The following is a 20,481-nucleotide window of genomic DNA, read 5'->3' as shown; positions in this document are numbered from 1 at the left end:
GGCATCGATGCTACTGCTCGCATGGAACATGGCGTTTACGCCGGGGCCGCCTTTGGGCAACTCGATTCGAGGGGTCTACACGCAGGCTCGGGCGGGGACATATCGCACACCCATGACGGCAAAACTCGTGACCGTCGCCGCGCTCGTGCTGTTCGTGGCTGGTATTTACCTGAACTTGACGCAATAGAAAGTAGTTCAGGCGCAAGCCGGTGATAACGTCAGGGGATCTCTCCTTTCCTTTGCGGCGCCCCACTTGACATGCCGCTGGCGGAAGGCGCTCAGGCCCTCGTCCGGGAGGGGCAGGGCCTGTCGAGCACCAGGTCTCGATCGCGCGCTTACCGTTCGACGTACTGTGCCTGGCGGTCTGCGCTGTGCCCGGTGCACTGTCGAGCATCGCTGTATCGCAAATAGCTGTATACTATGCCGTTTTTAGCCTCGAATACACCTGCCATGAACGCTTCAGCCCGAGTCGGAAACCGTATTGGCATAGTATCCTTGGGCTGCCCGAAGGCGCTCGTCGATTCCGAACGCATCCTCACCCAGCTCAAGGTCGAAGGCTACGAGATCGTCCCCAGCTATGGCGAAGCGGATGCCGTGGTGGTCAATACCTGCGGATTCATCGATTCCGCCGTGCAGGAATCGCTCGACGCCATCGGCGAGGCCTTGCACGAGAACGGCAAGGTGATCGTCACCGGTTGCCTGGGCAAGCGCGAGTCGCTGATCCGCGAAAGCTATCCGGACGTGCTCGCGATCTCCGGCCCGCAGGACTACGCCAGCGTGATGAGCGCCGTGCACACGGCCTTGCCGCCCACGCGAAACAAGTTCATCGATCTCGTGCCCGACACGGGGGTGAAGCTCACGCCCAAGCACTACGCGTACCTGAAGATCTCCGAGGGCTGCAATCATCGTTGCAGTTTCTGCATCATCCCTTCGATGCGCGGCGACCTCGTCAGCCGGCCGGTCGACCAGGTGTTGCTCGAGGCCGAGAAACTGGTGAAGGGTGGCGTGAAGGAGTTGCTGGTGATCTCGCAGGACACCAGCGCCTATGGCGTGGATGTCCGCTATGCCGAGCGCGAATGGCGGGGCAAGGCCTATCGCACGCGCATGACCGAACTCTGCCAGGGCCTTTCGGAACTGGGCGCGTGGACGCGCCTGCATTACGTCTATCCGTATCCGCACGTCGACGAGGTGATGCCGCTGATGGCGGAGGGCAAGATCCTTCCGTACCTCGACATTCCGTTCCAGCACGCCAGCCCACGCATCCTCAAGCTCATGAAGCGCCCGGGTAATGTCGACAAGACGCTGGAGCGCATCCAGAACTGGCGTCGCCAGGTGCCCGATCTCACGATCCGCAGCACCTTCATCGTCGGCTTCCCCGGCGAGACGAACGAGGAGTTCCAGGAACTGCTCGACTTCCTGCGCGAGGCGGAACTCGACCGCGTGGGTGCGTTCGCCTACTCGCCGGTGGACGGCGCGAAAGCCAACGATCTGCCCGGGCAGATCGACGAGGAACTGAAGGAAGACCGCCTCGAGCAGTTCATGGCCGTGCAGGCGGAGATTTCCGCCGCGAAGCTGCAACGCAAGATCGGCAGGACGATCAAGGTGCTGGTCGACGAGATCGACGCGGAAGGTGCCTGGGGCCGTTCCAGTGCCGACGCACCGGAGATCGACGGTGCCGTGCGCATCGACGATGGCCAGCTGCTCAAGCCGGGCCAGTTCGTCGACGTGGTCGTGGAAGAGGCCGACGCGCACGACCTCTACGGCCGCCTGGCCTGAGCCATCATGCGGCACGTGGCGCCGACGCGGGATGCGCTGGACCGGCGCGTGCTGGCGTCGCCGCCGCTGTCGCACTGGTCGCGCTTCGCTAGTTTCGTCGAAGGCGGGGCATGGCCGGATGTCGAGTCCCTGAACGGCCTGTGGCCCGGCCCGTCGGGCTTTCGCTTCGCGAGGCAGGACGCCGCGTTGCTCGCCGACGGATTGCACTATGAGGAACGCATCGCGCGCCTCGGCGCCATCGCCACGCGGCCGGACAATTGGCACGATCTCTTCAACGCTTTCGTCTGGTTGCGCCACACCGCCCTGAAGCGCGCATTGAATGCGCGGCAGATGGCGGAAATCGGAGTGATGGGGCCACGCGAACGTTCGCGTCCGCAATGTGCGCTCACGCATTTCGACGAAGCCGGATTGATCGTGACGCTACGCGATACGGCCATGCTGGACGCATGGGATGCGCACGACTGGCATCGTCTGTTCTGGACACATCGCGAGGCATGGTCGAATGGTGAAGCGCGTGTCGATGTCTTCGGCCACGCCTTGCTTGAGCATGCGCTCACGCCGGGAAAGCTGCTGGTGGGCAAGGCGCTGGTGATGATCGGCGAGGGGGATGCCATCGCGTATTGCGCGGAAGCGATCGCCGCCGGTGTCGTCCTGCGCGATCCACAGGAACTCCGTCCGCTTCCGGTATCCGGTGTTCCGGGATGGCATCCGGAGACCGGGAACGAGGCCTTCTACACGAGCGCGCCATGCTTCCAGCCGCTGCGCCCCGGCCGCGTCTACCCGCCACCGCTAGGGCTTCGATAGCGAAGTTTTCTGTGTGCGGGAGCCGCTTCAGCGGCGTAGTTGACCGACCCTGGTGGGAGCCGACCTTGTCGGCGATCCCGCGGCAGCGGGCCAGACTGAGGCAAGCACCCATCGCCGACAAGGTCAGCTCCACCAGTCTTCCAGCAGTCTATCGCAGAGGCTCTTACACCAAGCCGTGGTCCCGCGCGTACTCGCCTAGCAGGCTGTCGTGGTCCACGCCCAGCTTGCGCATGGCATCGCGCTTCTGCCGGCTGATCGTCTTCACGGACTTTCCTTCGCGGTCGGCGATCTGCTGGAGCGACATGCCGTTGACGAACATGCGGATCACTTCCGTCTCGCGCGGTGACAACGGCGCACCGGGCATCGCTTCGGAGGCGTCGTCCGCTTCGTTGAGGATGTCGAGCAGCGTTTCGCTCAGGTAGGTTTCGCCGTCCGCCACGGCGCGGGCGGCGGTCGCCAGTTCGTCCATGGGGGCGCGTTTGTCCACGATGCCGCGCACGCCCCGGTTGAGCATGGACTGCAGCGCGGCGGGGCGGTTGATCATCGTCAACACCACCAGCGCGAGTTGCGGATACTCCTTCACGATCGTCTCGATCAGGGCGAAACCGTCGTCTTGCCGATCGCTCGGCATGAGAAAATCCGTAATAACAACGTCGCAAGGACGCTCGCCGAGCATGGCCAGCAACTCGTCCGCGGCCTTGGCCTCGCCCACGACGTCGATGTGCGCGTTCCGCAGCGCAAGGGCGCCGCCGACGAGAACCAGGGGGTGATCGTCTGCCAGAATGACCTTCAGTGGCATGCCTTGTGTTCTCCTTGTTTCATTACACACAGCGAACTTCGAACCGATTATGCCCATGATGGTTCCCCTGACGAAGCCTGCGATGTGATCCGACGCCTGATCCTGCTTTTCCTGGTCTGCCTGGCCGGCCCCATCGGGGCCACGCCGGACGGCTCGCTTTCGCGTGAAGACGCGAATTGGCTACGCCACCACCCGGTGCTCACCGTCGGCGCCTACCGCGAGGGCTACCCACCGTTCGAGGAACTACGCGACGGCGAGTTGGAGGGCCTGGGCCCGGATTACCTGCGCGAGATCGCCCGCGACCTCGGCGTGACCTTGCAGACCCGGGTCTACGCCACATGGCCCGACCTGCTCGCGGGCCTGGCCCGGGGCGAGATCGACGTCGCCACCTCGGTCACCCCGCTGGAACAGGGCATGCCGGGCATCCGCGTCGGCGCGACCTACTTCGAGTCCCTGCCTTCGTTGGTGGAGCGCGCGGACGCACCCATCATCCATCGGCCGGGTGACCTGCGCGGCAAGCGCCTGGCCGTGCACGCGGGCTACTTCGACATGGCGGCGCTGCGCCGTGAACTGCCGGAAACCACCCTCGTCGAGACGACATCCACGGCCGAGGCGCTGGCCCGGGTTCGCTCGGGTGACGTCACGGCGTATCTCGACAACCCTTATTCCGCCCGTGAATTCGTGGCCCGCCTCGGTTTCGAGCGCGAACTTCGCGTGGGCGCACCGCTGGCGCTGCCCATCAGCGCGCTGGCATTCGCCGTTCCCGCCGACCGCGCGCCACTCGGCCATGCCATCGACCACGCGGTGGGCGAGTTGACCGCCGCCGACCATGGCCGCCTCCGCGCCCGCTGGGTCGGCCGCGATATCGCGCCGCGACCCCGCCAGACCGACATCCCGCTCAGCGAGAAGGAAAAGGCCTGGCTGAATGCCTTGCCGCCATTGCGCCTGGGGGTGGACCCCAGCTATGCACCTTTCAGCCTGCTATCGGGGCAGGGCGAGGCGGAAGGCCTGGCGCTCGACTACGTGCGCGAGATCGCCGCCGAACTGGGCATCCGCCTGACGCAGGTGCCCAGCGAGAACTGGACGGGTACCGTCGACAGGGTGAAGCGCGGCGAGGTGGACCTGGTCGCCGCGATCAATCCGCAGAGCGCCACGTTTCCCTTCCTCGAACCCAGCGTCCCCTATCTCGACTTCCCGATCATGATCGTGACGCGCGAAGGCGCGCCGACCATGGCGGGCCGCGACGATCTTGCCGGCAAGCGCGTCTTCGGCAATGTCACCCGCGAACCGATTCGCCACCTGCTGGCACGCATTCCCAACGTGCAGGTCGTTCCTGTCGACACGGAGGCGGAAGGCATGCGCCGGCTGGCGGCGGGCGAGGGCGACGCCTTCGTCGGCAACCTGGCTTCGGTCGACTACCACATCCGCGAAACCTTCCTCGGCCAGCTGAAGGTGGCCGCGCCCACCGGAGACACCGAGGCCATCGCGGTAGGTGTCAGCCGCGACCTCGCTCCCTTGCTACCCCTGGTCAACCGGGTACTCGTCAATCTTTCCACGCACCGCCAGCAGGAGATCCGCAACACCTGGTTCGCATCCCACTACGTCGTCGGCCCGACCTGGCGCGAGGTCGCCGGCCGCGTGCTGCCATTCGTCGCGGTGCTGCTGATCTCGCTCGTCGCCATCAGCTACGCCTACCTCAACCTGCGCCGGGAAACCCGCCGGCGCGAGCGCACCGAGCGACGGCTCGCCGAAGTGACGGGCCACGTTCCCGCGGTGGTGTACGAGGCCGTGCGCGGCACCGGCGGCGCCTATGCGATGAGCTACGTCGGCGGCGATCCACAGCGCATCCTGGGCATGGAACCCGGTGACCTGCTCGCCGGCGACGCGACGATGCTGGCCCCCGTGGCGGACGAGGATCGCGGAAGGCTTCGCGAAGCCTTCGAGCGATCCGCGCGCGAACTCACGCCCTTGCACGTGACGGTGCGCGCGCAGGTCGGCGGACGTGTCCGTTACCTCAGTTCGGATGCCGTGCCGCTCGCGGCGGCCGACGGCAGCGTGCGCTGGAACGGCTACTGGGTGGACGTCACCGCGCAGGAGCTGGCCGCGCGCGGGCTGGCCCACGCACGCGACGAGGCGGAGGCGGCCACGCAGGCGAAGAGCGACTTCCTCGCCACGATCAGTCATGAGATACGCACGCCGATGAACGGCGTGATCGGCTTGCTCGACGTCCTCGAGCGCACGCCCCTCGACGATGGGCAACGCAAGATGGTGTCCACGATCGAGCACTCCGCCGAGGCGTTGCTGCATATCCTCGACGACGTCCTCGATTTCTCCAAGATCGAGGCCGGCCATCTCACCCTCGACCCGCAACCCTCGGACCTGCGTGCGATCGTCGAAGGAGCCGTCGCCATCCTGGCGGCCCAGGCGGAGGCGAAGGGCCTCTCGCTGCGCGTGCATTTCGATCCCGCCCTGGCGCCGGCGGTCGTCGTCGACGACGGTCGCCTGCGCCAGGTCCTGCTGAACCTGATCGGCAACGCGATCAAGTTCACCGCCCGCGGCGACGTGGCCGTGGAGGTACACGTCGACGAACGGCACGGTTCACGCCAGCGTCTGCGCATCGTCGTCGCGGATACCGGTATCGGTATCCATGCCGCGAAACTGCGTCACGTCTTCGCACCGTTCAGCCAGGCCGAATCGTCGACGACGCGGCGTTTCGGCGGAACAGGCCTGGGGCTGAGCATTTCCCGGCGCCTGATCGAGCGCATGGGTGGGCATATCGCCCTGGACAGCGAGCCGGGCCGTGGCACGGTCGTGTGCGTGACGCTGGAAGTCGCCGTGGCCGATGCGCCTCGCGTGCCCGACGAAGCCGCTTCACCGGCATCGCTCCCATCGTCGGGCGAGCCGGACAAGACACGCATCCTGTTGGCCGAGGATCATCCGGTGAACCAGGAACTGGTGCGCGTGCAGCTGGCCTTGCGCGGCTATCGCTGCGACATCGTCGACGATGGCGTGGCCGCGCTCGCCGCCCTCGAACTCGCCGATTACGACCTGCTCCTGGTCGATTGCCACATGCCGCACATGGACGGCTACGCGGTGGCGCGTGAAGTACGCCGGCGTGAAGCGGGAACCGGGCGCCACCTGCCCATCGTGGCGATGACCGCCGACGCGCGTGCCGACCAGCGCGATATCTGCCTTGCGGCCGGCATGGACGACCTGCTGCGCAAGCCCATCCGCCTGGAAGCTTTCCATGCGACGATCGCTCACTGGCTCGCCAGCGCCGGGCAGGCCTTGCCCGCGATCGACATGGACCGGATGCGCCGGGCGTTCGGCTCGGACGAGAACGTCGCCCGGGTGATACGTGCCGGCGTGGACACCACGCGCGAGGCGCTGTCGCGCTTGCCCGACGTGCTCGACAGGGCGGGCCGCGAGGAAGTCGCAGGATGGATACACCATGTGCTCGGTGGCGTGAACGTATTCGGCTACTCACCCGTCGGCGAGGAAGGCGAACGCCTCGAACGGGCGCTCCGCGAAGGTGCCGAGGTCGACATCATCGCCGTCGACACCTTCGCGTCCCGCGTGACGCGATTCGCCGACGGCCTCGAACAACTCGCTCGCTCAGTCGTAGTCGACGGCGATCACGGCGAAGCGGGTACGGCCGCCCGGTAGTTCGGCGTCGAATTCGTCGTCCACGCGTTTCTTCAGGACGGCGCGGGCGAGGGGCGAATCGATGCTGATCCAGCCGCGTCGCGCGTCGGTTTCGTCGGGCCCCACGATGCGGTAGCGCACGGTGCCGCCGGTGTCGACGTTTTCCAGCTCGATCGTCGCGCCGAAGAAAACGGCATCGCGCTGTGAAGGTGCCGCCTCCACCACCTTGAGCACGGGAATGCGCTTGCTGAGGTAACGCGCCCGGCGGTCGATCTCGCCGAGCTGTTTCTTCCGGTAGGTGTATTCGGCGTTCTCCGAACGGTCACCTTCCGCTGCCGCGGCGGCGAGTGCCTTGACCACTTCGGGCCGGACCGTGTGCCAAAGGTGGTCGAGTTCGGCCTTCAGGCGTTCGAAACCTTCGCGCGTGATGATCGCCGTCGACGACGGCGAGGGCGGACGCCAGCGGCTCATGGCGAGACTTTCCGTGTCGGCGTCAGCGTGGCCAGCGAGGCCTCGATGTCGCGCGCGAGCGGATGCTCCGGATGATCGGCAAGGAGCCGGCGCGCCAGGGCCGCGGCTTCCGCGAACTGGCCGAGACGATCGTGCATGCGCACGGCCAGCAGGCCGTAATGCGGCGCACCCATGTCGCGCGGCCAGCGACGCATGTAACCCTCGGCCAGGTGCAAGGCGAGCCGCGACATGCCGCCGTGCGCCGCGGTGTCGGCAAGCGGCCCGCAGGTGACGGTATCGTCGGGAAGAAAGGACGGATCGACGTCGAGGCAATCCTGCACCACGCCGAGCGCCCGTCGCGACTCGCCGCCGACGACCAGCGCGGCGATCCATATCTGCCCGTGCACGAGCAGTTCCGGCAGCCGTCCCTGCACACGCAGCAGTTCGCGGTAACGCAGGTGCAGGCCGGGCGGGGCCAGGCCCTCGCGCAAGCGTTCGGTGAGGATGTCCGTGGCACCGGGAACGTCGTCCCGGGCGATCAGGTTCACATGCGAAAGCAGTGCACTGTCGTCGTCGGGCTCCGCCACGGCGGCGATCGCCATCGACTCCGGCTGGTAGCCGAGCACCTCGTGCTTGTGGTGGATCAGTGCACCCATCAGGTGGAAATTATAGACGGTGAGGTAGTTGGCGACGAGGTAATAGCCCAGCGTGCCGAAGAACGTGGGGCCATGATCCTTCATCGCGTACTGGGCGGCGGCCTGGAGCAGGCTGCTGGCCAGCATGATCGCGAACAGCAGGAGGTAGCTGCCGCCGAGGCGTCCGACCGCCTGGACCCAGATGGACGGATTCAAGGCGGCGCCGACGCCGTCGAAGGTCAGCGACATCGTGATCACGGGCAGCACGAAGGCGAACACCAGCGAGACGAGCAGCCCCGGTACGCCGAAGAAGATCGGCGCGAGCACCGCGATGGCGTTGCCGGTCAACTGGATCAGGATCAACGCGATGCTGGTCCCGTCTCGCGTATGGATCGCCATCTCCGGCGGATCGGCGTAGCCGTCGGCGGTGTGACGCAGGCATTCGAAGGCATACGTGTAGAGCGCCATCCAGCCGATGCCGATCACCAGCAGCTTCAACCCCGTCACCGGCAGGAAGGCGATCGCCTCGAACAGCGTGATGGCGCCGATCGTGAGCGGTGCCGCGCCACGCATCGGATAACGCCACCCGATGCGGATACGTTCCGCGAACGGCGTATCGGCATCCGCCAGTTCGTGGCGAGGCACGTCTAGCGCTTCCCGCCGAAGATGCTGCCCAGGATGCCGCGCACGATCTGCTGGCCCGCGCGCGAGCCCGCGGTGCGCACCATGGATTTCGCCATGGTCTCGATCATGCCCTGGCGGCGCTTGGTGCCGAAGACGGCATCGCGCACGGCGCCGCCCCAGCCACTGTCGCCATCGCCGTCCTTGCCGTCCGCCTTCACGGGTGGCGCGTCGTCCGCGCTCTTTTCGCTGGCGCGGGTGGCGAGGCGTTCCTGTGCGGAGTCGCGGTTCACGAGGGTGTCGTACTTGCCGCCCACGGGCGAGCGTGAGCGAACGGCGGCTCGCTCTTCCGCCGTGATCGCCCCGATGCGGCACACGGGTGTCGCCACCAGCACCTTCTGCACGGGCGAGGGCACGCCGCCGTCGCCGAGCGTGGAGGCGAGGGCCTCGCCCGTGCCCAGCGTGCTGATCGTCTCCACGACATCGAGCTTGGGATTGCGGGCGAAGGTCTCGGCCGCGGCCTTCACCGCCTTCTGGTCGCGCGGCGTGAAGGCGCGCAGCGCGTGCTGCACGCGATTGCCCAGCTGGCCGAGGATCTCGCCCGGCACGTCGTCCGGGTTCTGCGAGCAGAAGTACACGCCCACGCCCTTGGAGCGGATCAACCGGACCACTTGTTCCACGCGCTGTCGCAACGCCGCCGGCGCGTCGTCGAAGAGCAGGTGGGCCTCGTCGAAGAAGAACACCATCTTGGGTACGTCGAGATCGCCCACCTCGGGCAATTGCTCGAACAGTTCCGACAGCAGCCACAGCAGGAAGGTGGAGTACAGCCGTGGCTTCAGGATGAGCGTGTCGGCGGCGAGCACGCTGATGACACCGCGGCCACTCATGTCCTGGCGCATCAGGTCGGCCAGCTCCAGCGCCGGCTCGCCGAAGAACGAATCGGCTCCGTCCTGTTCCAGCTTCAACAGCGCCCGTTGGATCGCGGCCACGCTCTGCGCGCTGATCAGGCCATAGCGTGCGGAGATGTCCTTGGCGTGTTCCGAGGCGAAGCCGAGCATGGCGCGCAGGTCGGCGAGGTCGAGCAGCAACAGCCCTTCGTCGTCGGCGACACGGAAGACCACCTCCATCACGCCTTCCTGCGTGTCGTTGAGTTCCAGGATGCGCGAGAGCAGGGTGGGGCCCATCTCCGACACCGTGGCACGCACGGGATGGCCCGACTTGCCGTAGATGTCCCAGAACACCACCGGGTTGGCCTGCGGTTTCCAGTCGGTGAGCCCGAGTTTCGCCAGGCGGGCCGCCAGCTTCTCGGAGGGCGCGCCGGCCGCCTGGGACAGGCCGGCCAGGTCGCCCTTGGCGTCGGCGAGGAAACAGGGCACGCCCAACTTCGAGAAGCCCTCGGCCAGCAGCATGAGGCTGACCGACTTTCCGGTGCCGGTGGCGCCGGCGATCATGCCGTGGCGGTTGCCGTAGCGGGAGTCGAGTTCGACGGCCGTTTCGTCGTTCCGGCCGATCAGGATCGTGGTCATGGCTTCATCCTTAAGAATGTCCTGAACAAGTGTACGCAACGATGCGCCGTTACGGAGAAAAGTCGCGCCTGCCGCTTGAGTCCCGGAGGCCCCGGCAGTAACGTGGCCGGCATTGTCCGACCCCCGAGTAAGTGCATGTCTGTCCGCGTCCCGCGTTCGCTCCTGATCCTGCCCCTGGCCATTCTCGCCGGTTGCGCGTCGAGCGGCGCCCCCCGCTCAGGCAAGGCCACGCCGGAGGTGAATGCCTTGTACGACCGGATGAACCAGGCGAGCAAGGGGTACGAGGCCTCGATCGACCAGGCCCGGCGCGGCGACACCCCGCAGGCGGCGCAGACGCGCAAGCAGTCCCTCGACCAGTTGAAGGACGCCTCGGCACGCTGCGCCCTCACGCCAGGCTGCGACCAGCAGCGCTTCGCCGCCGTCTTCGACCGCTTGCTGCGGCTGAAGGACGGCAGCTTCATCGAGGGCGAGGACGCCGACGACACGGAGCAGGGCGCGGAAGTGGGCGAGCAGCCCGGCGACACGGCCAGTTCGGTCGCCATCGGTGCGCTGCCGCAGGCGCAACGCGCCGTCACCATGCTCAAGGGCCAGCAGTTTTCCGACCTGATGGTGATGAACGGTCCCGTGAAGGCCGCACTGGAGATGTGGCTGACCCAGCTGCGTCCGAACCTGATGGACGCCTATGTCAACTACCAGATGATGCGCTACAAGATGTGGCCGGCCTACAAGAAGGCCGACCTGCCCGAGGCCTTGCTGTTCGGCATCATGGCGAAGGAATCCGGCGGCAAGGTGCACGCCGTGTCGCGCTCGGGAGCCTCCGGCCCGTTGCAGTTCATGTACGCCACCGGGTTGCGCTTCGGCCTGTCCAACAGCGACGGCTTCGACCAGCGCTTCGATCCGACGATGGCCGCCCAGGCCAACGCGGAATACATCGACGAGCAGCTTCGCGCGTTCAACAACAATCTCGAACTCACCCTCGCCGCCTATAACGGCGGCGAAGGACGCATGCGCCGGATCGCGGCGACGAGCCCCGGGGCCAGCTTCTACGACCCCCAGATATATGGCCAGATGTCGGCGGAAACGCGCGACTACGTACCGATGGTGCTCGCCGCGGCATGGCTGTTCCTGCATCCGGACAGCTACCACCTGACCTGGCCCAAGATCGACGGCGAACCCGGCCAGATCGTGCTGAAGCGCCCCGCGTCGATCAGCGAACTCACCGTCTGCCTCGGTTCCGCCCAGGGCATGCCGGAGGGCTGGTTCCGTACGTTGCGCAACCTCAATCCGCGACTCGATCCGCAGGTGAGCCAGCCGGTGGGTGCGCGCCTGGAAGTGCCCAGGCAGCTGGAGAAGGCGTATGCCTCGACCTGCACCGACGGCCCCTGGCCGATCCTCGCCAGCGACTTGCACAATGCCGTGAAGATCGTCGCGCCACCGCCGCCGGCCGCCACCTCGGCCGCGTTGGCCAACGGGCCGTCCGCTCCGTCGCCGAAACCATCGTCCAACGCGTCGAGGAGCTACACGGTGCGTCGGGGCGACACCCTGGTCAGCATTGCGCGCAAGAGCAGTTGCGCCGATGTCGAGGACATCGCGCGCATGAATGGATTGAAGGGGCACCAGTTGAAGGTGGGGCAGGCGATTCGCGTCCCCGTCTGTCGCTGAGACGGGTGTTTACGCGACGGCGTGCGGCTCGTTGCTTGCCCATGCCGTGGTCGTGCCGCGCCGCTCGGACGCCGACAATTCCTTGATCTGGCGCATCAGGCGAAGGATCTGCCGGTGCAGGTCTTCCATGTTCGGGCGCCGCGAATCCAGGGTCTCGTGGTAGACCGAGGCGATCCACAGCGCGACACCACGCGTGGCGATCAATGGATTCTCCGACCGGGCCTTGCCGAGGCCGATATCCGGCCCATGGCCGTAGGTGCTGTAGCGCTCTTCGGGCGGGGTGCCATAGAGATGGGGAAAATCGCAGGCCGCGGCCTGTTCCATCTCGCGCCGGACCAGTTGCTGCAAGTCCACGTGGGCTCGCACCGGCAGGGCCAGGACGACACGTTCGATATCGGCAAGTTGACGGCGAAGGCGGATTTCGCGATTGACGGCGATGAGATGGGTGACCAGACGCATGGACTACTTCCCCTAGTACGGATGCTTCTTACGGTCCCGTGCCCTTCCCCGGTCGGGCAGCGGTCCGCCGAGAATACGCCGCCGATGCGTCAAATGTAAGACGTTTTCGTCACATTGTGACGCGGTTCGTCATTGCGCCGCGCCGTCGCCGGTCCAGGCTCCGATGCGTTGCCCGACGATAACCTGTTGTTGCGGCTTGAGTTCGTCCAGGGTGTAACCCTCCGGCAACAGGAGGATGACGGTCGAGCCCATGTTGAAGCGGGCCATTTCGGCGAAGCGTTCCAGCGTCACGTCGCGGCCGCGGCAGTCGTTGCGGATGATCTCCGAGGCGTACGGCGGGATGGCCATGCCGTCCCATACCGTGGCCACGCTGGAGACCAGGATCGCGCCGACCATGACCGACACGAAGGGGCCGTGTTCGCCCTGGAAATGGCAGACGAGGCGCTCGTTGCGCGCGAACAGCCGCGGAATGGCTTCGACCGCGAACGGGGCCACACTGAAGATGCGGCCCGGAACATGCGTGGTACCGGTGAGCTTGCCCTCCAGAGGCATGTGCACGCGGTGGTAGTCGCGCGGCGACAGATAGATGGTGACGAAGCTGCCATTGCGGAACGGTGCCGCGGCGGTCTCGTCGCCCAGCAGTTCCGCCGCGCTGTATTCCTGGCCCTTCGCCTGGAAGATACGGCCGTCACGGATACGTCCGGACTGGCTGATCCGTCCGTCGGCCGGCGAGAGGATCGCCTGCGGGTCCGGATCGGCCTCGCGCGCGCCGGCCTTCAGCTTGCGAGTGAAGAACGCATTGAAGTGCTGGTACGCGAAGGGGTCCGGCTGGGCGGCCTGGCTCATGTCGACGGCATAGCGCTGCACGATCTCCCGAATGAGAAAATTCTTCCATGGAGCCCACTCCCACCGGGTCGCCTGGTAGACGATGCGAGAGAGAAAGCGGTGCGGGAGGATGTACTGCAGCAGGACGTTGGGCTTCATGCGCAGGAGTATAGGCGGGAGCGGACTCCCTCCGCGATGTCCCCTACCGCTGCGGCGTCACGCGGGCCGTCAGGAAATCGATGAACGCGCGTACGCGGGGCGGTACGAACCGGCTGTGCGGATAGAGCAGGTTGTAAGGGCGGGAGCGTCCCGCGAGCTCCGGCAAGACTTCTACCAATGAACCTTCGGCGAGATCCTTTTCCACGATGAAACGGTAGGTCTGGAAGATACCCGCTCCCGCGCGGGCCAAGGTCACGCCGCCGAGCACGTCCTCCGACACGGTGAACGCGCTTTCGGCCTCGAATTCGACATCCTGGCCGCCGTCGCGAAACAACCAGGGGATACGCCGGCCGCTGCTTGGCAGGTCGAACTGGATGCACTCGTGAGAGGCCAGGTCGTCGAGCGATCGCGGCACGCGACGCGTTTCCAGATAAGCGGGGGTGGCCACCAGCACCAGCGGCGCATCTTCCAGATGGCGCAGGATCAGCGTGGAATCCGCCTGCGGCCGCACGCGGATCGCGAGGTCGAAGGCCTCGTCGGAAAAGCCGATGTTGCGATTGCTGACGTGCAGGTCGAGGCGTACGTCCGGATGCTCGCGATGGAAGTCGGGCAGCATCGGAAGCAAACGATAGTGCGCATACGTGGTCGGCACGCTGATGCGCAGCCGTCCCGATACCTGGGCCTGCTGGCCGCTGGCGAGCCGCTCCGCGTCGGCGAACTGGGCCAGCGCCTGCCGGCATTGCTCCATGTAGACGCGGCCCGCATCGGTGAGACGGATCTGCCGCGTGCTGCGGACGAACAGGCGCACGCCGAGGCGTGCCTCCAACCGGGCGACCGACCGGCTGACCGCCGCGGGCGTGACACCCGCCGCCGTGGCCGCGGCGGTGAAGCCACCCAGTTCGCCGGCAAGGCAAAACAGCTCGATGCTGCCGAGCATCAGGTCGTCGAATTGCCTGTGCATGGATTACACCATGTAATGATTCAATTGCTCCGGATCTTATTTATGTGCGCCAGGCGTGGCAATAGATTGCGGGTCAGCCCGGGGCCACGGCCCCGGAACCTGACCATCTTCGGAGCAAGCAGCATGAGCACCCGTCAAACCGTCATCGTCACCGGCGCCTCCAGCGGCCTCGGTTTCGCCATCGCCAAGGCCTTCCTCGACCTCGGCTACAACGTGGTCGGCAACGGCCGCAGCCAGGCTCGTCTCGACGAAGCCGCCGTCGCACTGGGTAACCCGGACCGCTTCCTGGCGGTCGCCGGCGACATCGCCCTGCGCGACACCGCCGAGCGCCTGTTCGACCACGCCATCGAGGCGTTCGGCCAGGTGGACGTGCTGGTCAACAACGCCGGTATCTTCATCGCCAAGCCTTTCGTCGAATACACCACCGACGAGATCGCCGCGCTGATCGACACCAACCTGCGTGGCTTCATCTACCCGTCGCAGTTCGCGGCGCGCCACATGGCCGCGCGCAAGAGCGGCCACATCGTCAACATCACGGCAAGCCTCGGCTTGCAGCCGGACCGGAACGTGCCTTCCGCGCTGCCCGTGCTGATCAAGGGTGGCCTCAACGACGTCACGCGCGGTCTGGCGATCGAACTGTCGCCGCATAACGTCAAGGTGAGCGCGGTCGCCCCCGGCATCATCGAGACCCCGATGCACGCACCGGAGACCCATGGCTTCCTGAGCGGCTTGAACCCGATGGGCCGCCTGGGCTGCCCCGAGGACATCGCCGAAGCGGTGGTCTACCTCGTGACCAGCAAGTTCACCAATGGCGTCGTGCTGCCGGTCGATGGCGGTTCGAGCGCTGGCCGCTGGTGACGCCGTCATGCCCTACGTCAATGTCCGTATCACTCGTGAAGGCAATACGCCCGCGCAGAAGGCCCAGGTGATCGCGGAGATCACCGAAACACTCGAGCGCGTGCTGGGCAAGTCGCCGGAGCTGACCCATGTCGTGATCGACGAGGTCGCCATGGAGGACTGGGGATATCGCGGCGTGCCGACGTCGCAGCTGCGGGGACCGAATCCCGGCACTTAGCGGATGCGGCGACCCGGGCGTGATCGTCCAGGTCGCCGTCCGTTAGAAGCCGGTGGTTACGGGCTTGCGGGAACGATGGGAAGTTCCAGGTACGTGCCGTTCTCGCCGTCGCGGACGATCTTCTGCGTCGCCTTGCGGTAATCGCCGGGTTTCGCATTGAAGATGTTCGGCACGAAGGTTTGCGGGTTGCGGTCGTACAACGGGAACCAGCTCGACTGGACCTGCACCATCACCCGGTGCCCCGGCTGGAACACGTGGTTCACCGTCGGCAGCGGGAAGCGGTATTCCAGCGGCTTGTCCGGTACCAGCGCCATGGGCTTGTCGTAGCCCTCGCGATAGCGGCCACGGAAGATCTCCATGGCGACCGGCAACTGGTAGCCGCCCATCGACGGCTTCTCCTCCACCTCGTCGGGATAGACGTCGATCAGTTTCACCACCCAGTCGCTGTCCGTGCCGCTGGTGGATGCGAGCAAATGCACCAGCGGCTCGCCGGACACGCCCATGGGCTTGTCGAGCACGGGCGATACGTAGGTGAGCACATCCGTACGCGTGGCGAACTGGCGCTGGTCGTCCACGAGCCATTCCGGCCAGGAATCCTCGCGATCCGCCACCCCGTGCGACCACGACTGGATCGGCCGCACGCGATACGGCACCGGTTTGGCCGGATCGGAAACGTATTCGTCTTCGCCCTTCGCGGGTGCCGTCGTGGCGAGGCCACCGTCGGCTTCGACGAACCAGCGCTGCATGACCGGCGCACAGCCGGTGCGACAGGCCGAAGGCCAGGAATCGAGTTGGCGCCAGGTGTTCTCGCCGGTGACGAAGGCATTGACCGGTGCGATGTCGGCCTTCGGCGCGTCGTCCTTCAGGTACTGGGCCAGGAAGGGGCGGAGGATCTTCTGGCGGAACGTGGTGCCCGTATCGCTGCCCAGGTCGATCGCGCCGATGGTGTCGCCCTTTTCCCAGGTCTTGGCGTGGCGCCACGGTCCCAGCACGAGCCACAGTTTCGTGTGCCCGGGGTCGCGAGGGGCGAGCGCCCGGTATACCGCCATGTCGCCGTAGTTGTCTTCCTGGTCCCACAGGCTGTGCACGAGCATGGTCGGCACGGTCATCGGCTCCTTCGCCGCGACCTTGTCGATGGCTTGCTCGGACCAGAAGCTGTCGTAGGCGGGATGGGCGAGCAGCTTCTGCCAGAAGCCGAGCGCTTCCATGCCGTAGGCGCGGCCGATGTCGCCGGCGGAGCCGCCGCGCAGGTACAGGTCGTAGTCGTCACGGTAGCCCGTGGTCCAGCCGATGTCGCTGCCGCGCGAGTTCACCATGCCGTAGATGTAGGGAATCATCTGCTGGCGGAATGCGCCACGATGAAACCAGTCGTCGCCCATCCAGCCGTCGATCATCGGGTTGATCGGCACGGCCACCTTGAGCGCGGGATGCGGGCGGATCGTGGCGACCATCGCCTCGAAGCCGTCGTAGGAGATGCCGATGATGCCGACCTTGCCGTTCGACTCCGGCACGTGCTTCACCAGCCAGTCGACCGTGTCGTAGATGTCAGAGGACTCGTCGACCGGGGTGGGGTTGCCGTGTCCGATAGGCGGACGGTTCATGACGAAGTCGCCTTCGGAGCCGTTCTTGCCGCGGATATCCTGGATCACGCGGATATAGCCGTCCTGGACGATGATGTCGGCCGGGTTGTCGTATCCGCGCAGGGCGGGGCCCAGGTGTGGGCTGTCGCTGCGATGTCCCATGCCGTCCGCGCCATAGGGGGTACGCGTGAGCAGGATGCCCGCATGCGTCGTGCCCTTGGGCATGAGGATCACGGTATGCAGCTTGACGCCGTCGCGCATCGGGATCTCGACCGTGCGGCGCACATAGTCGAAGCCGGGGTTCGTCGGCGTGAATCGGGCCGGCGTCTCCGTCGGCAGGTCTTTGTAGGTCTTTTCGCCGCCGACCGCCGGAGTCGCGAGGACTCCGGCGGCGAGCGCGACGATACCCAGTCGCAGTAGTGGATGCATGGGCTTCCCGTTAGAAGTCGTAGGTGACACCGAAGCGGGCGTAACGCGGCTGCGTGTAGCTGATGACCTGCTGATAACCGTCGTTCACCGAGTTCTTGCTGCCCGAGACCGGGTTCGTCCGCTGCGACCGCTGCTGGTTGAGCAGGTTGAACACCGAAGCGGTGAAGGCCAGCTTGCGGTCGGCCCACAACGGACGGTACTCGAGGTTGACGTCGACCAGCTCTTCCCACGGCTCGCGGCCCTTCGCGCCATAGGCCGAGGGTTCGCCGAAGCAGAAGTGGTAATAGCTGCCGTAGCCGGACGGATCGCTCTCGGCCTCACCGTAGCGGCCCAGGCACGACTTCGGCAAACCGGACTGGATGAGCAGGTTCGCGGAAACCAGCCATTCGGGCGCGATCTGGTAGGAGCCGTAGAGCTTCAGCTGGTGCTTGCGGTCGTTGGCCAGGTAGCCGTTGGCGTAGTTCATCAGCGTGGCGTAATCCCAGTCGCGCGAGGCCGCGACGGAGCCCTGGCCGACGTCCGAGCGCACCTGGCCTTCGGTATTGCCGTAGCTGCGCGAGTACAGGTAGTCGATCTTGCCCGACCACGTGCCGTCGAACGGATGCGACAGGTACAGGTCCAGGCCGTAGTAGTTGCGCTTGAGGTGGCTGAAGCCGAAGTCCGCATTGGTCACCGTCACGTTGGTGTAGCCGCCGTTGTTGTTGGCCAGCTGGTAGACGTTCGCCCGTCCGGGGTTGGACAGGTAGCAGCTGCCGACGGTGACCGCGTCGATGTCCGCGCCCTGGGCGATGGCCGCGCGGGTGATCGCGCCGTTGTCGCAGACGTCGTCCAGCGCGTTGCGCAGCTTGCGCACGGTGGCCTTCGCGCCCGCTATCCAATCGGCGTTCAGCTGCTTGTCCATACCGAGGATGAACTCGTCCTGGTACTCCGACTTGATGTTCTTGGCGCTGACGGTCTTGGGATCGGGCGGCTGGCCGTACTCGCCGTTGGGAGAGACGGCGCCACCGGTGGCCGACTGGATGAAGGTCACGCCGGTCGGCATGCCGCTCGCATCGATGCCCGTATAGGTGAAGTACTGGTTGGTGGCGAGCGAACCCGCCGAGGTACGCAGTGCGACGGATGCCGGCATGGCCAGGAAATAGCGGCCGGCGTTGCCGTAGATCTTCATGCTGGAGTCGCCGTTCACGTCCCAGCTGAAGCCCAGGCGCGGCGCCCACTGCGGCTTGGTCAGCTTCAGGTAGGGCTGGCCGGCCGGGTTGTAGTTGGTGAACTGGTCGTTGCGCAGGCCCAGCGAAAGCAGCAGGCGGTCGGTGACCTGCCAGTCGTCCATGATGTACTGGGCACGCTGCTTCACGCGCACGGAGGCGAGCGTGTTGTAGTGGCGGTAATAGCCGTAGTAGCCGGTTTCGCCGCCGGGATAATTGCCCGGCTTGTCGACGAAGGGGCTATCGCTGATGTTGAGGTTCTTGTCGCCCTTGGCGTACCACAGCTCGTAGCCGTCGCCGCCGATCGTCGTGCCGTCGTCGATGTCGCGCGAATCCTGGTTGTCGATGCCCGCGGTGATCGAATGGCTGCCGATCTTGTAGTTGAGGTCGACGCGAAGGTTGCGATTGGTGGACTCGTGGTCCGGATTGTCGATCGTGTCCAGCGTCTGCCCGTTGGTGATCGGCGTACCGCCGTTGAGCGCGGGGTTCTGCTGGCTCACGTTGCCGATGAACGGGCCGGTGACGCCTGTGGCGGGCGGTTCGTTGTAATAGGTGAGTTTCGACTTGCCGTACAGCGCGGTGAGCGTCAGGTCGTCGGTGATGTAGCTGGTGAACTTGGCGACATAGACCATGGCCTTGGTCTTGTACGTCGAATCCGTGCTGGCGAAGTCGCCGATGGTGTTCGTGTCGTAGTCGTAGGTGTATTTGTTGCCGTTGGATCGATGGGTCTGGTTGACGCCGGTCAGCTCGAGGATGTTGCTGTCATTGATGTTCCAGTCGAGCTTGCCGTACCACTTCGGGTCCTTGTACGTGTACTTCGTGTCGTACGCGTGGTTCACGTCGCCGATGCTGTTGCCCTTGCTGCGCTCCATCTCCACGGCGGCGAAGGCGTACAGCTTGTCCTTGATCAACGGGCCGCCGGCATAGGCGCTGACCGTCGTGCTCCATTCGTGGTTGTCGTCGTTGCGCTGGTTGATCGTGCCCGGAGGCGCCGGATTGTCGTGGCCATAGGTGATGTTGCGGGCGCTGGCGCGGGCGAAGTCCGGCTCCCAGAGCACCTGGGCACCGAAGTGCCATTCGTTGGTGCCGCGCTTGCCGACCTGGCTGATGACACCACCGTCCGAGCGGCCGTACATCGCGGAGTAACCCCCGCTGAGCACCTCCTGCTGGTCCACCGCGCCGTAGGGCAGGGTGACGCCGCCGAAGCCGCTGAGCGGATCGGTCGTGTTCATGCCGTTGATGTAATACGCGTTCTCCGAGACGGCCGAACCGGCGAAGCTGACCAGGCTGCCACCGAAGGCGTTCTTGAATCCGGTATAGCCGGGCGAGGCGCCCGGTGCGAGCAGGGCCACGGCTTCGGCCGAGCGCTGCAGCGGCAGGCGGGCCATGTCGGCGGCGGTGATCACCGTGCTGGAAGCGACGGTGGCGACGTCGATCTTCGGCATGTTGGTCGCCGAAACGGTCACGCCTTCGAGCTGCTGGGCGTTGCCGGCCGGAGCGGTTTCGAACGAGACGTCGGTGGCGGCGCCCACACGCAGGGTGATGTTGTCGCGCGTGTCGACGATGTTGCCGTTGGCCTTCAGCGAAACCTTGTAGGTGGCCAGGGGCAGCGATTCGGCGACATAACGGCCGCGGGTGTCGACGGGCACCTCGCGGGTGATGCCGTTGCTGCCTTCGATGAGGACGGTTTCACCGGCGGCGATGGGCGCCGCACCGGTGATGCGGCCGGTGGTGGCCTGGCCGAAGACGACGCCGGACAAGGATGCCGCGACCGCGGCGCATAAGAGGGTACGTCGGAGGGTGGGGCGGGGACTCATGGGATGCTCCGGAAGGACGATGTATGTGACGGGGTGGTTTCAATCGATCTAAG

At 66.0% G+C, this 20,481-nt stretch carries 15 protein-coding genes; 6 read left to right on the top strand and 9 right to left on the bottom strand.

Annotation, left to right across the window (positions count from 1 at the left end):
• Positions 1-450: 450 nt before the first annotated feature.
• Together rimO and ACR9Y6_RS07560 are read left to right on the top strand one after the other, a co-directional pair.
• Positions 451-1,776 (top strand): 30S ribosomal protein S12 methylthiotransferase RimO, encoded by a 1,326-nt coding sequence (gene rimO / locus ACR9Y6_RS07565; protein WP_481280746.1) that lies wholly within the window; start codon positions 451-453, stop codon positions 1,774-1,776.
• A gap of 6 nt (positions 1,777-1,782) precedes the next feature.
• Positions 1,783-2,580, top strand: a complete 798-nt coding sequence (locus ACR9Y6_RS07560) for a DUF3025 domain-containing protein (protein ID WP_481280745.1) — start codon at positions 1,783-1,785, stop codon at positions 2,578-2,580.
• 163 nt (positions 2,581-2,743) lie between these two features.
• Here ACR9Y6_RS07560 and ACR9Y6_RS07555 read toward each other — a convergent pair whose 3' ends face one another.
• Positions 2,744-3,379 carry a response regulator gene (locus tag ACR9Y6_RS07555; protein WP_481280744.1) on the bottom strand — a complete coding sequence of 212 codons (636 nt, stop codon included), beginning with the start codon at positions 3,377-3,379 and terminating at the stop codon, positions 2,744-2,746.
• Between the two features lie 84 nt (positions 3,380-3,463).
• Here ACR9Y6_RS07555 and ACR9Y6_RS07550 point away from each other — a divergent pair, with 84 nt between their 5' ends.
• A complete protein-coding gene (locus ACR9Y6_RS07550) occupies positions 3,464-7,045 on the top strand; it encodes an ATP-binding protein (RefSeq protein ID WP_481280743.1) in 3,582 nt (1,193 codons plus the stop codon).
• Here ACR9Y6_RS07550 and greB read toward each other — a convergent pair.
• The 3 genes from greB to ACR9Y6_RS07535 are packed head-to-tail and all read right to left on the bottom strand — an operon-like array spanning position 6,995 to position 10,256.
• Positions 6,995-7,495, bottom strand: coding sequence for a transcription elongation factor GreB (gene greB / locus ACR9Y6_RS07545; protein WP_481280742.1), 501 nt, complete (start codon positions 7,493-7,495; stop codon positions 6,995-6,997). The genes ACR9Y6_RS07550 and greB overlap by 51 nt on opposite strands.
• The gene (locus tag ACR9Y6_RS07540) at positions 7,492-8,754 is read right to left on the bottom strand and encodes a hypothetical protein (protein ID WP_481280741.1); all 1,263 of its coding nucleotides are present in this window, start codon (positions 8,752-8,754) and stop codon (positions 7,492-7,494) included. The genes greB and ACR9Y6_RS07540 overlap by 4 nt, the downstream gene beginning before the upstream one ends.
• Positions 8,755-8,756: 2 nt before the next feature.
• Complete coding sequence (locus ACR9Y6_RS07535; protein ID WP_481280740.1) at positions 8,757-10,256, bottom strand: helicase HerA-like domain-containing protein; 1,500 nt, start codon at positions 10,254-10,256, stop codon at positions 8,757-8,759.
• 135 nt (positions 10,257-10,391) lie between these two features.
• On the opposite strand from ACR9Y6_RS07535, the gene ACR9Y6_RS07530 reads away from it, so the two are divergent.
• Positions 10,392-11,918 carry a transglycosylase SLT domain-containing protein gene (locus ACR9Y6_RS07530; RefSeq protein WP_481280739.1) on the top strand — a complete coding sequence of 509 codons (1,527 nt, stop codon included), beginning with the start codon at positions 10,392-10,394 and terminating at the stop codon, positions 11,916-11,918.
• 9 nt (positions 11,919-11,927) lie between these two features.
• Here the strand turns inward: ACR9Y6_RS07530 and ACR9Y6_RS07525 are convergent, their stop codons facing one another.
• The 3 genes from ACR9Y6_RS07525 to ACR9Y6_RS07515 all read right to left on the bottom strand — a co-directional run bounded on the left by ACR9Y6_RS07525 (position 11,928) and on the right by ACR9Y6_RS07515 (position 14,322).
• Positions 11,928-12,377 (bottom strand): hypothetical protein, encoded by a 450-nt coding sequence (locus ACR9Y6_RS07525; RefSeq protein WP_481280738.1) that lies wholly within the window; start codon positions 12,375-12,377, stop codon positions 11,928-11,930.
• Between the two features lie 129 nt (positions 12,378-12,506).
• A complete protein-coding gene (gene asd, locus ACR9Y6_RS07520) occupies positions 12,507-13,361 on the bottom strand; it encodes an archaetidylserine decarboxylase (protein ID WP_481280737.1) in 855 nt (284 codons plus the stop codon).
• 43 nt (positions 13,362-13,404) lie between these two features.
• On the bottom strand, positions 13,405-14,322 hold the full coding sequence (locus ACR9Y6_RS07515) for a substrate binding domain-containing protein (RefSeq protein WP_481280736.1): 918 nt from the start codon (positions 14,320-14,322) through the stop codon (positions 13,405-13,407).
• Between the two features lie 123 nt (positions 14,323-14,445).
• On the opposite strand from ACR9Y6_RS07515, the gene ACR9Y6_RS07510 reads away from it, so the two are divergent.
• The gene (locus ACR9Y6_RS07510; RefSeq protein ID WP_481280735.1) at positions 14,446-15,180 is read left to right on the top strand and encodes an SDR family NAD(P)-dependent oxidoreductase; all 735 of its coding nucleotides are present in this window, start codon (positions 14,446-14,448) and stop codon (positions 15,178-15,180) included.
• A gap of 7 nt (positions 15,181-15,187) precedes the next feature.
• Positions 15,188-15,397, top strand: a complete 210-nt coding sequence (locus ACR9Y6_RS07505) for a tautomerase family protein (RefSeq protein WP_306847501.1) — start codon at positions 15,188-15,190, stop codon at positions 15,395-15,397.
• A 56-nt stretch (positions 15,398-15,453) separates the two neighbouring features.
• On the opposite strand, the gene ACR9Y6_RS07500 is transcribed toward ACR9Y6_RS07505, so the two are convergent.
• Both ACR9Y6_RS07500 and ACR9Y6_RS07495 read right to left on the bottom strand, forming a co-directional pair.
• Positions 15,454-17,406 carry a CocE/NonD family hydrolase gene (locus ACR9Y6_RS07500; protein WP_481280734.1) on the bottom strand — a complete coding sequence of 651 codons (1,953 nt, stop codon included), beginning with the start codon at positions 17,404-17,406 and terminating at the stop codon, positions 15,454-15,456.
• 10 nt (positions 17,407-17,416) lie between these two features.
• Positions 17,417-20,428 carry a TonB-dependent receptor gene (locus ACR9Y6_RS07495; protein WP_481280733.1) on the bottom strand — a complete coding sequence of 1,004 codons (3,012 nt, stop codon included), beginning with the start codon at positions 20,426-20,428 and terminating at the stop codon, positions 17,417-17,419.
• Between the last annotated feature and the right edge of the window lie 53 nt (positions 20,429-20,481).

This window comes from Luteibacter sp. TLI7-4A, assembly GCF_056754745.1.
The sequence above is the reverse complement of the archived record's forward strand: the minus strand, read 5'-3'. Positions and strand labels throughout refer to the sequence as shown.

Excerpts from the sequence above, each read along its gene's own strand:
- rimO (WP_481280746.1), top strand. The coding sequence starts at position 451 with ATGAACGCTTCAGCCCGAGTCGGAAACCGTATTGGCATAGTATCCTTG.
- ACR9Y6_RS07560 (WP_481280745.1), top strand. The coding sequence starts at position 1,783 with ATGCGGCACGTGGCGCCGACGCGGGATGCGCTGGACCGGCGCGTGCTG.
- ACR9Y6_RS07555 (WP_481280744.1), bottom strand. The coding sequence starts at position 3,379 with ATGCCACTGAAGGTCATTCTGGCAGACGATCACCCCCTGGTTCTCGTC.
- greB (WP_481280742.1), bottom strand. The coding sequence starts at position 7,495 with ATGAGCCGCTGGCGTCCGCCCTCGCCGTCGTCGACGGCGATCATCACG.
- ACR9Y6_RS07535 (WP_481280740.1), bottom strand. The coding sequence starts at position 10,256 with ATGACCACGATCCTGATCGGCCGGAACGACGAAACGGCCGTCGAACTC.
- ACR9Y6_RS07530 (WP_481280739.1), top strand. The coding sequence starts at position 10,392 with ATGTCTGTCCGCGTCCCGCGTTCGCTCCTGATCCTGCCCCTGGCCATT.
- ACR9Y6_RS07525 (WP_481280738.1), bottom strand. The coding sequence starts at position 12,377 with ATGCGTCTGGTCACCCATCTCATCGCCGTCAATCGCGAAATCCGCCTT.
- asd (WP_481280737.1), bottom strand. The coding sequence starts at position 13,361 with ATGAAGCCCAACGTCCTGCTGCAGTACATCCTCCCGCACCGCTTTCTC.
- ACR9Y6_RS07515 (WP_481280736.1), bottom strand. The coding sequence starts at position 14,322 with ATGCACAGGCAATTCGACGACCTGATGCTCGGCAGCATCGAGCTGTTT.
- ACR9Y6_RS07510 (WP_481280735.1), top strand. The coding sequence starts at position 14,446 with ATGAGCACCCGTCAAACCGTCATCGTCACCGGCGCCTCCAGCGGCCTC.
- ACR9Y6_RS07505 (WP_306847501.1), top strand. The coding sequence starts at position 15,188 with ATGCCCTACGTCAATGTCCGTATCACTCGTGAAGGCAATACGCCCGCG.
- ACR9Y6_RS07500 (WP_481280734.1), bottom strand. The coding sequence starts at position 17,406 with ATGCATCCACTACTGCGACTGGGTATCGTCGCGCTCGCCGCCGGAGTC.
- ACR9Y6_RS07495 (WP_481280733.1), bottom strand. The coding sequence starts at position 20,428 with ATGAGTCCCCGCCCCACCCTCCGACGTACCCTCTTATGCGCCGCGGTC.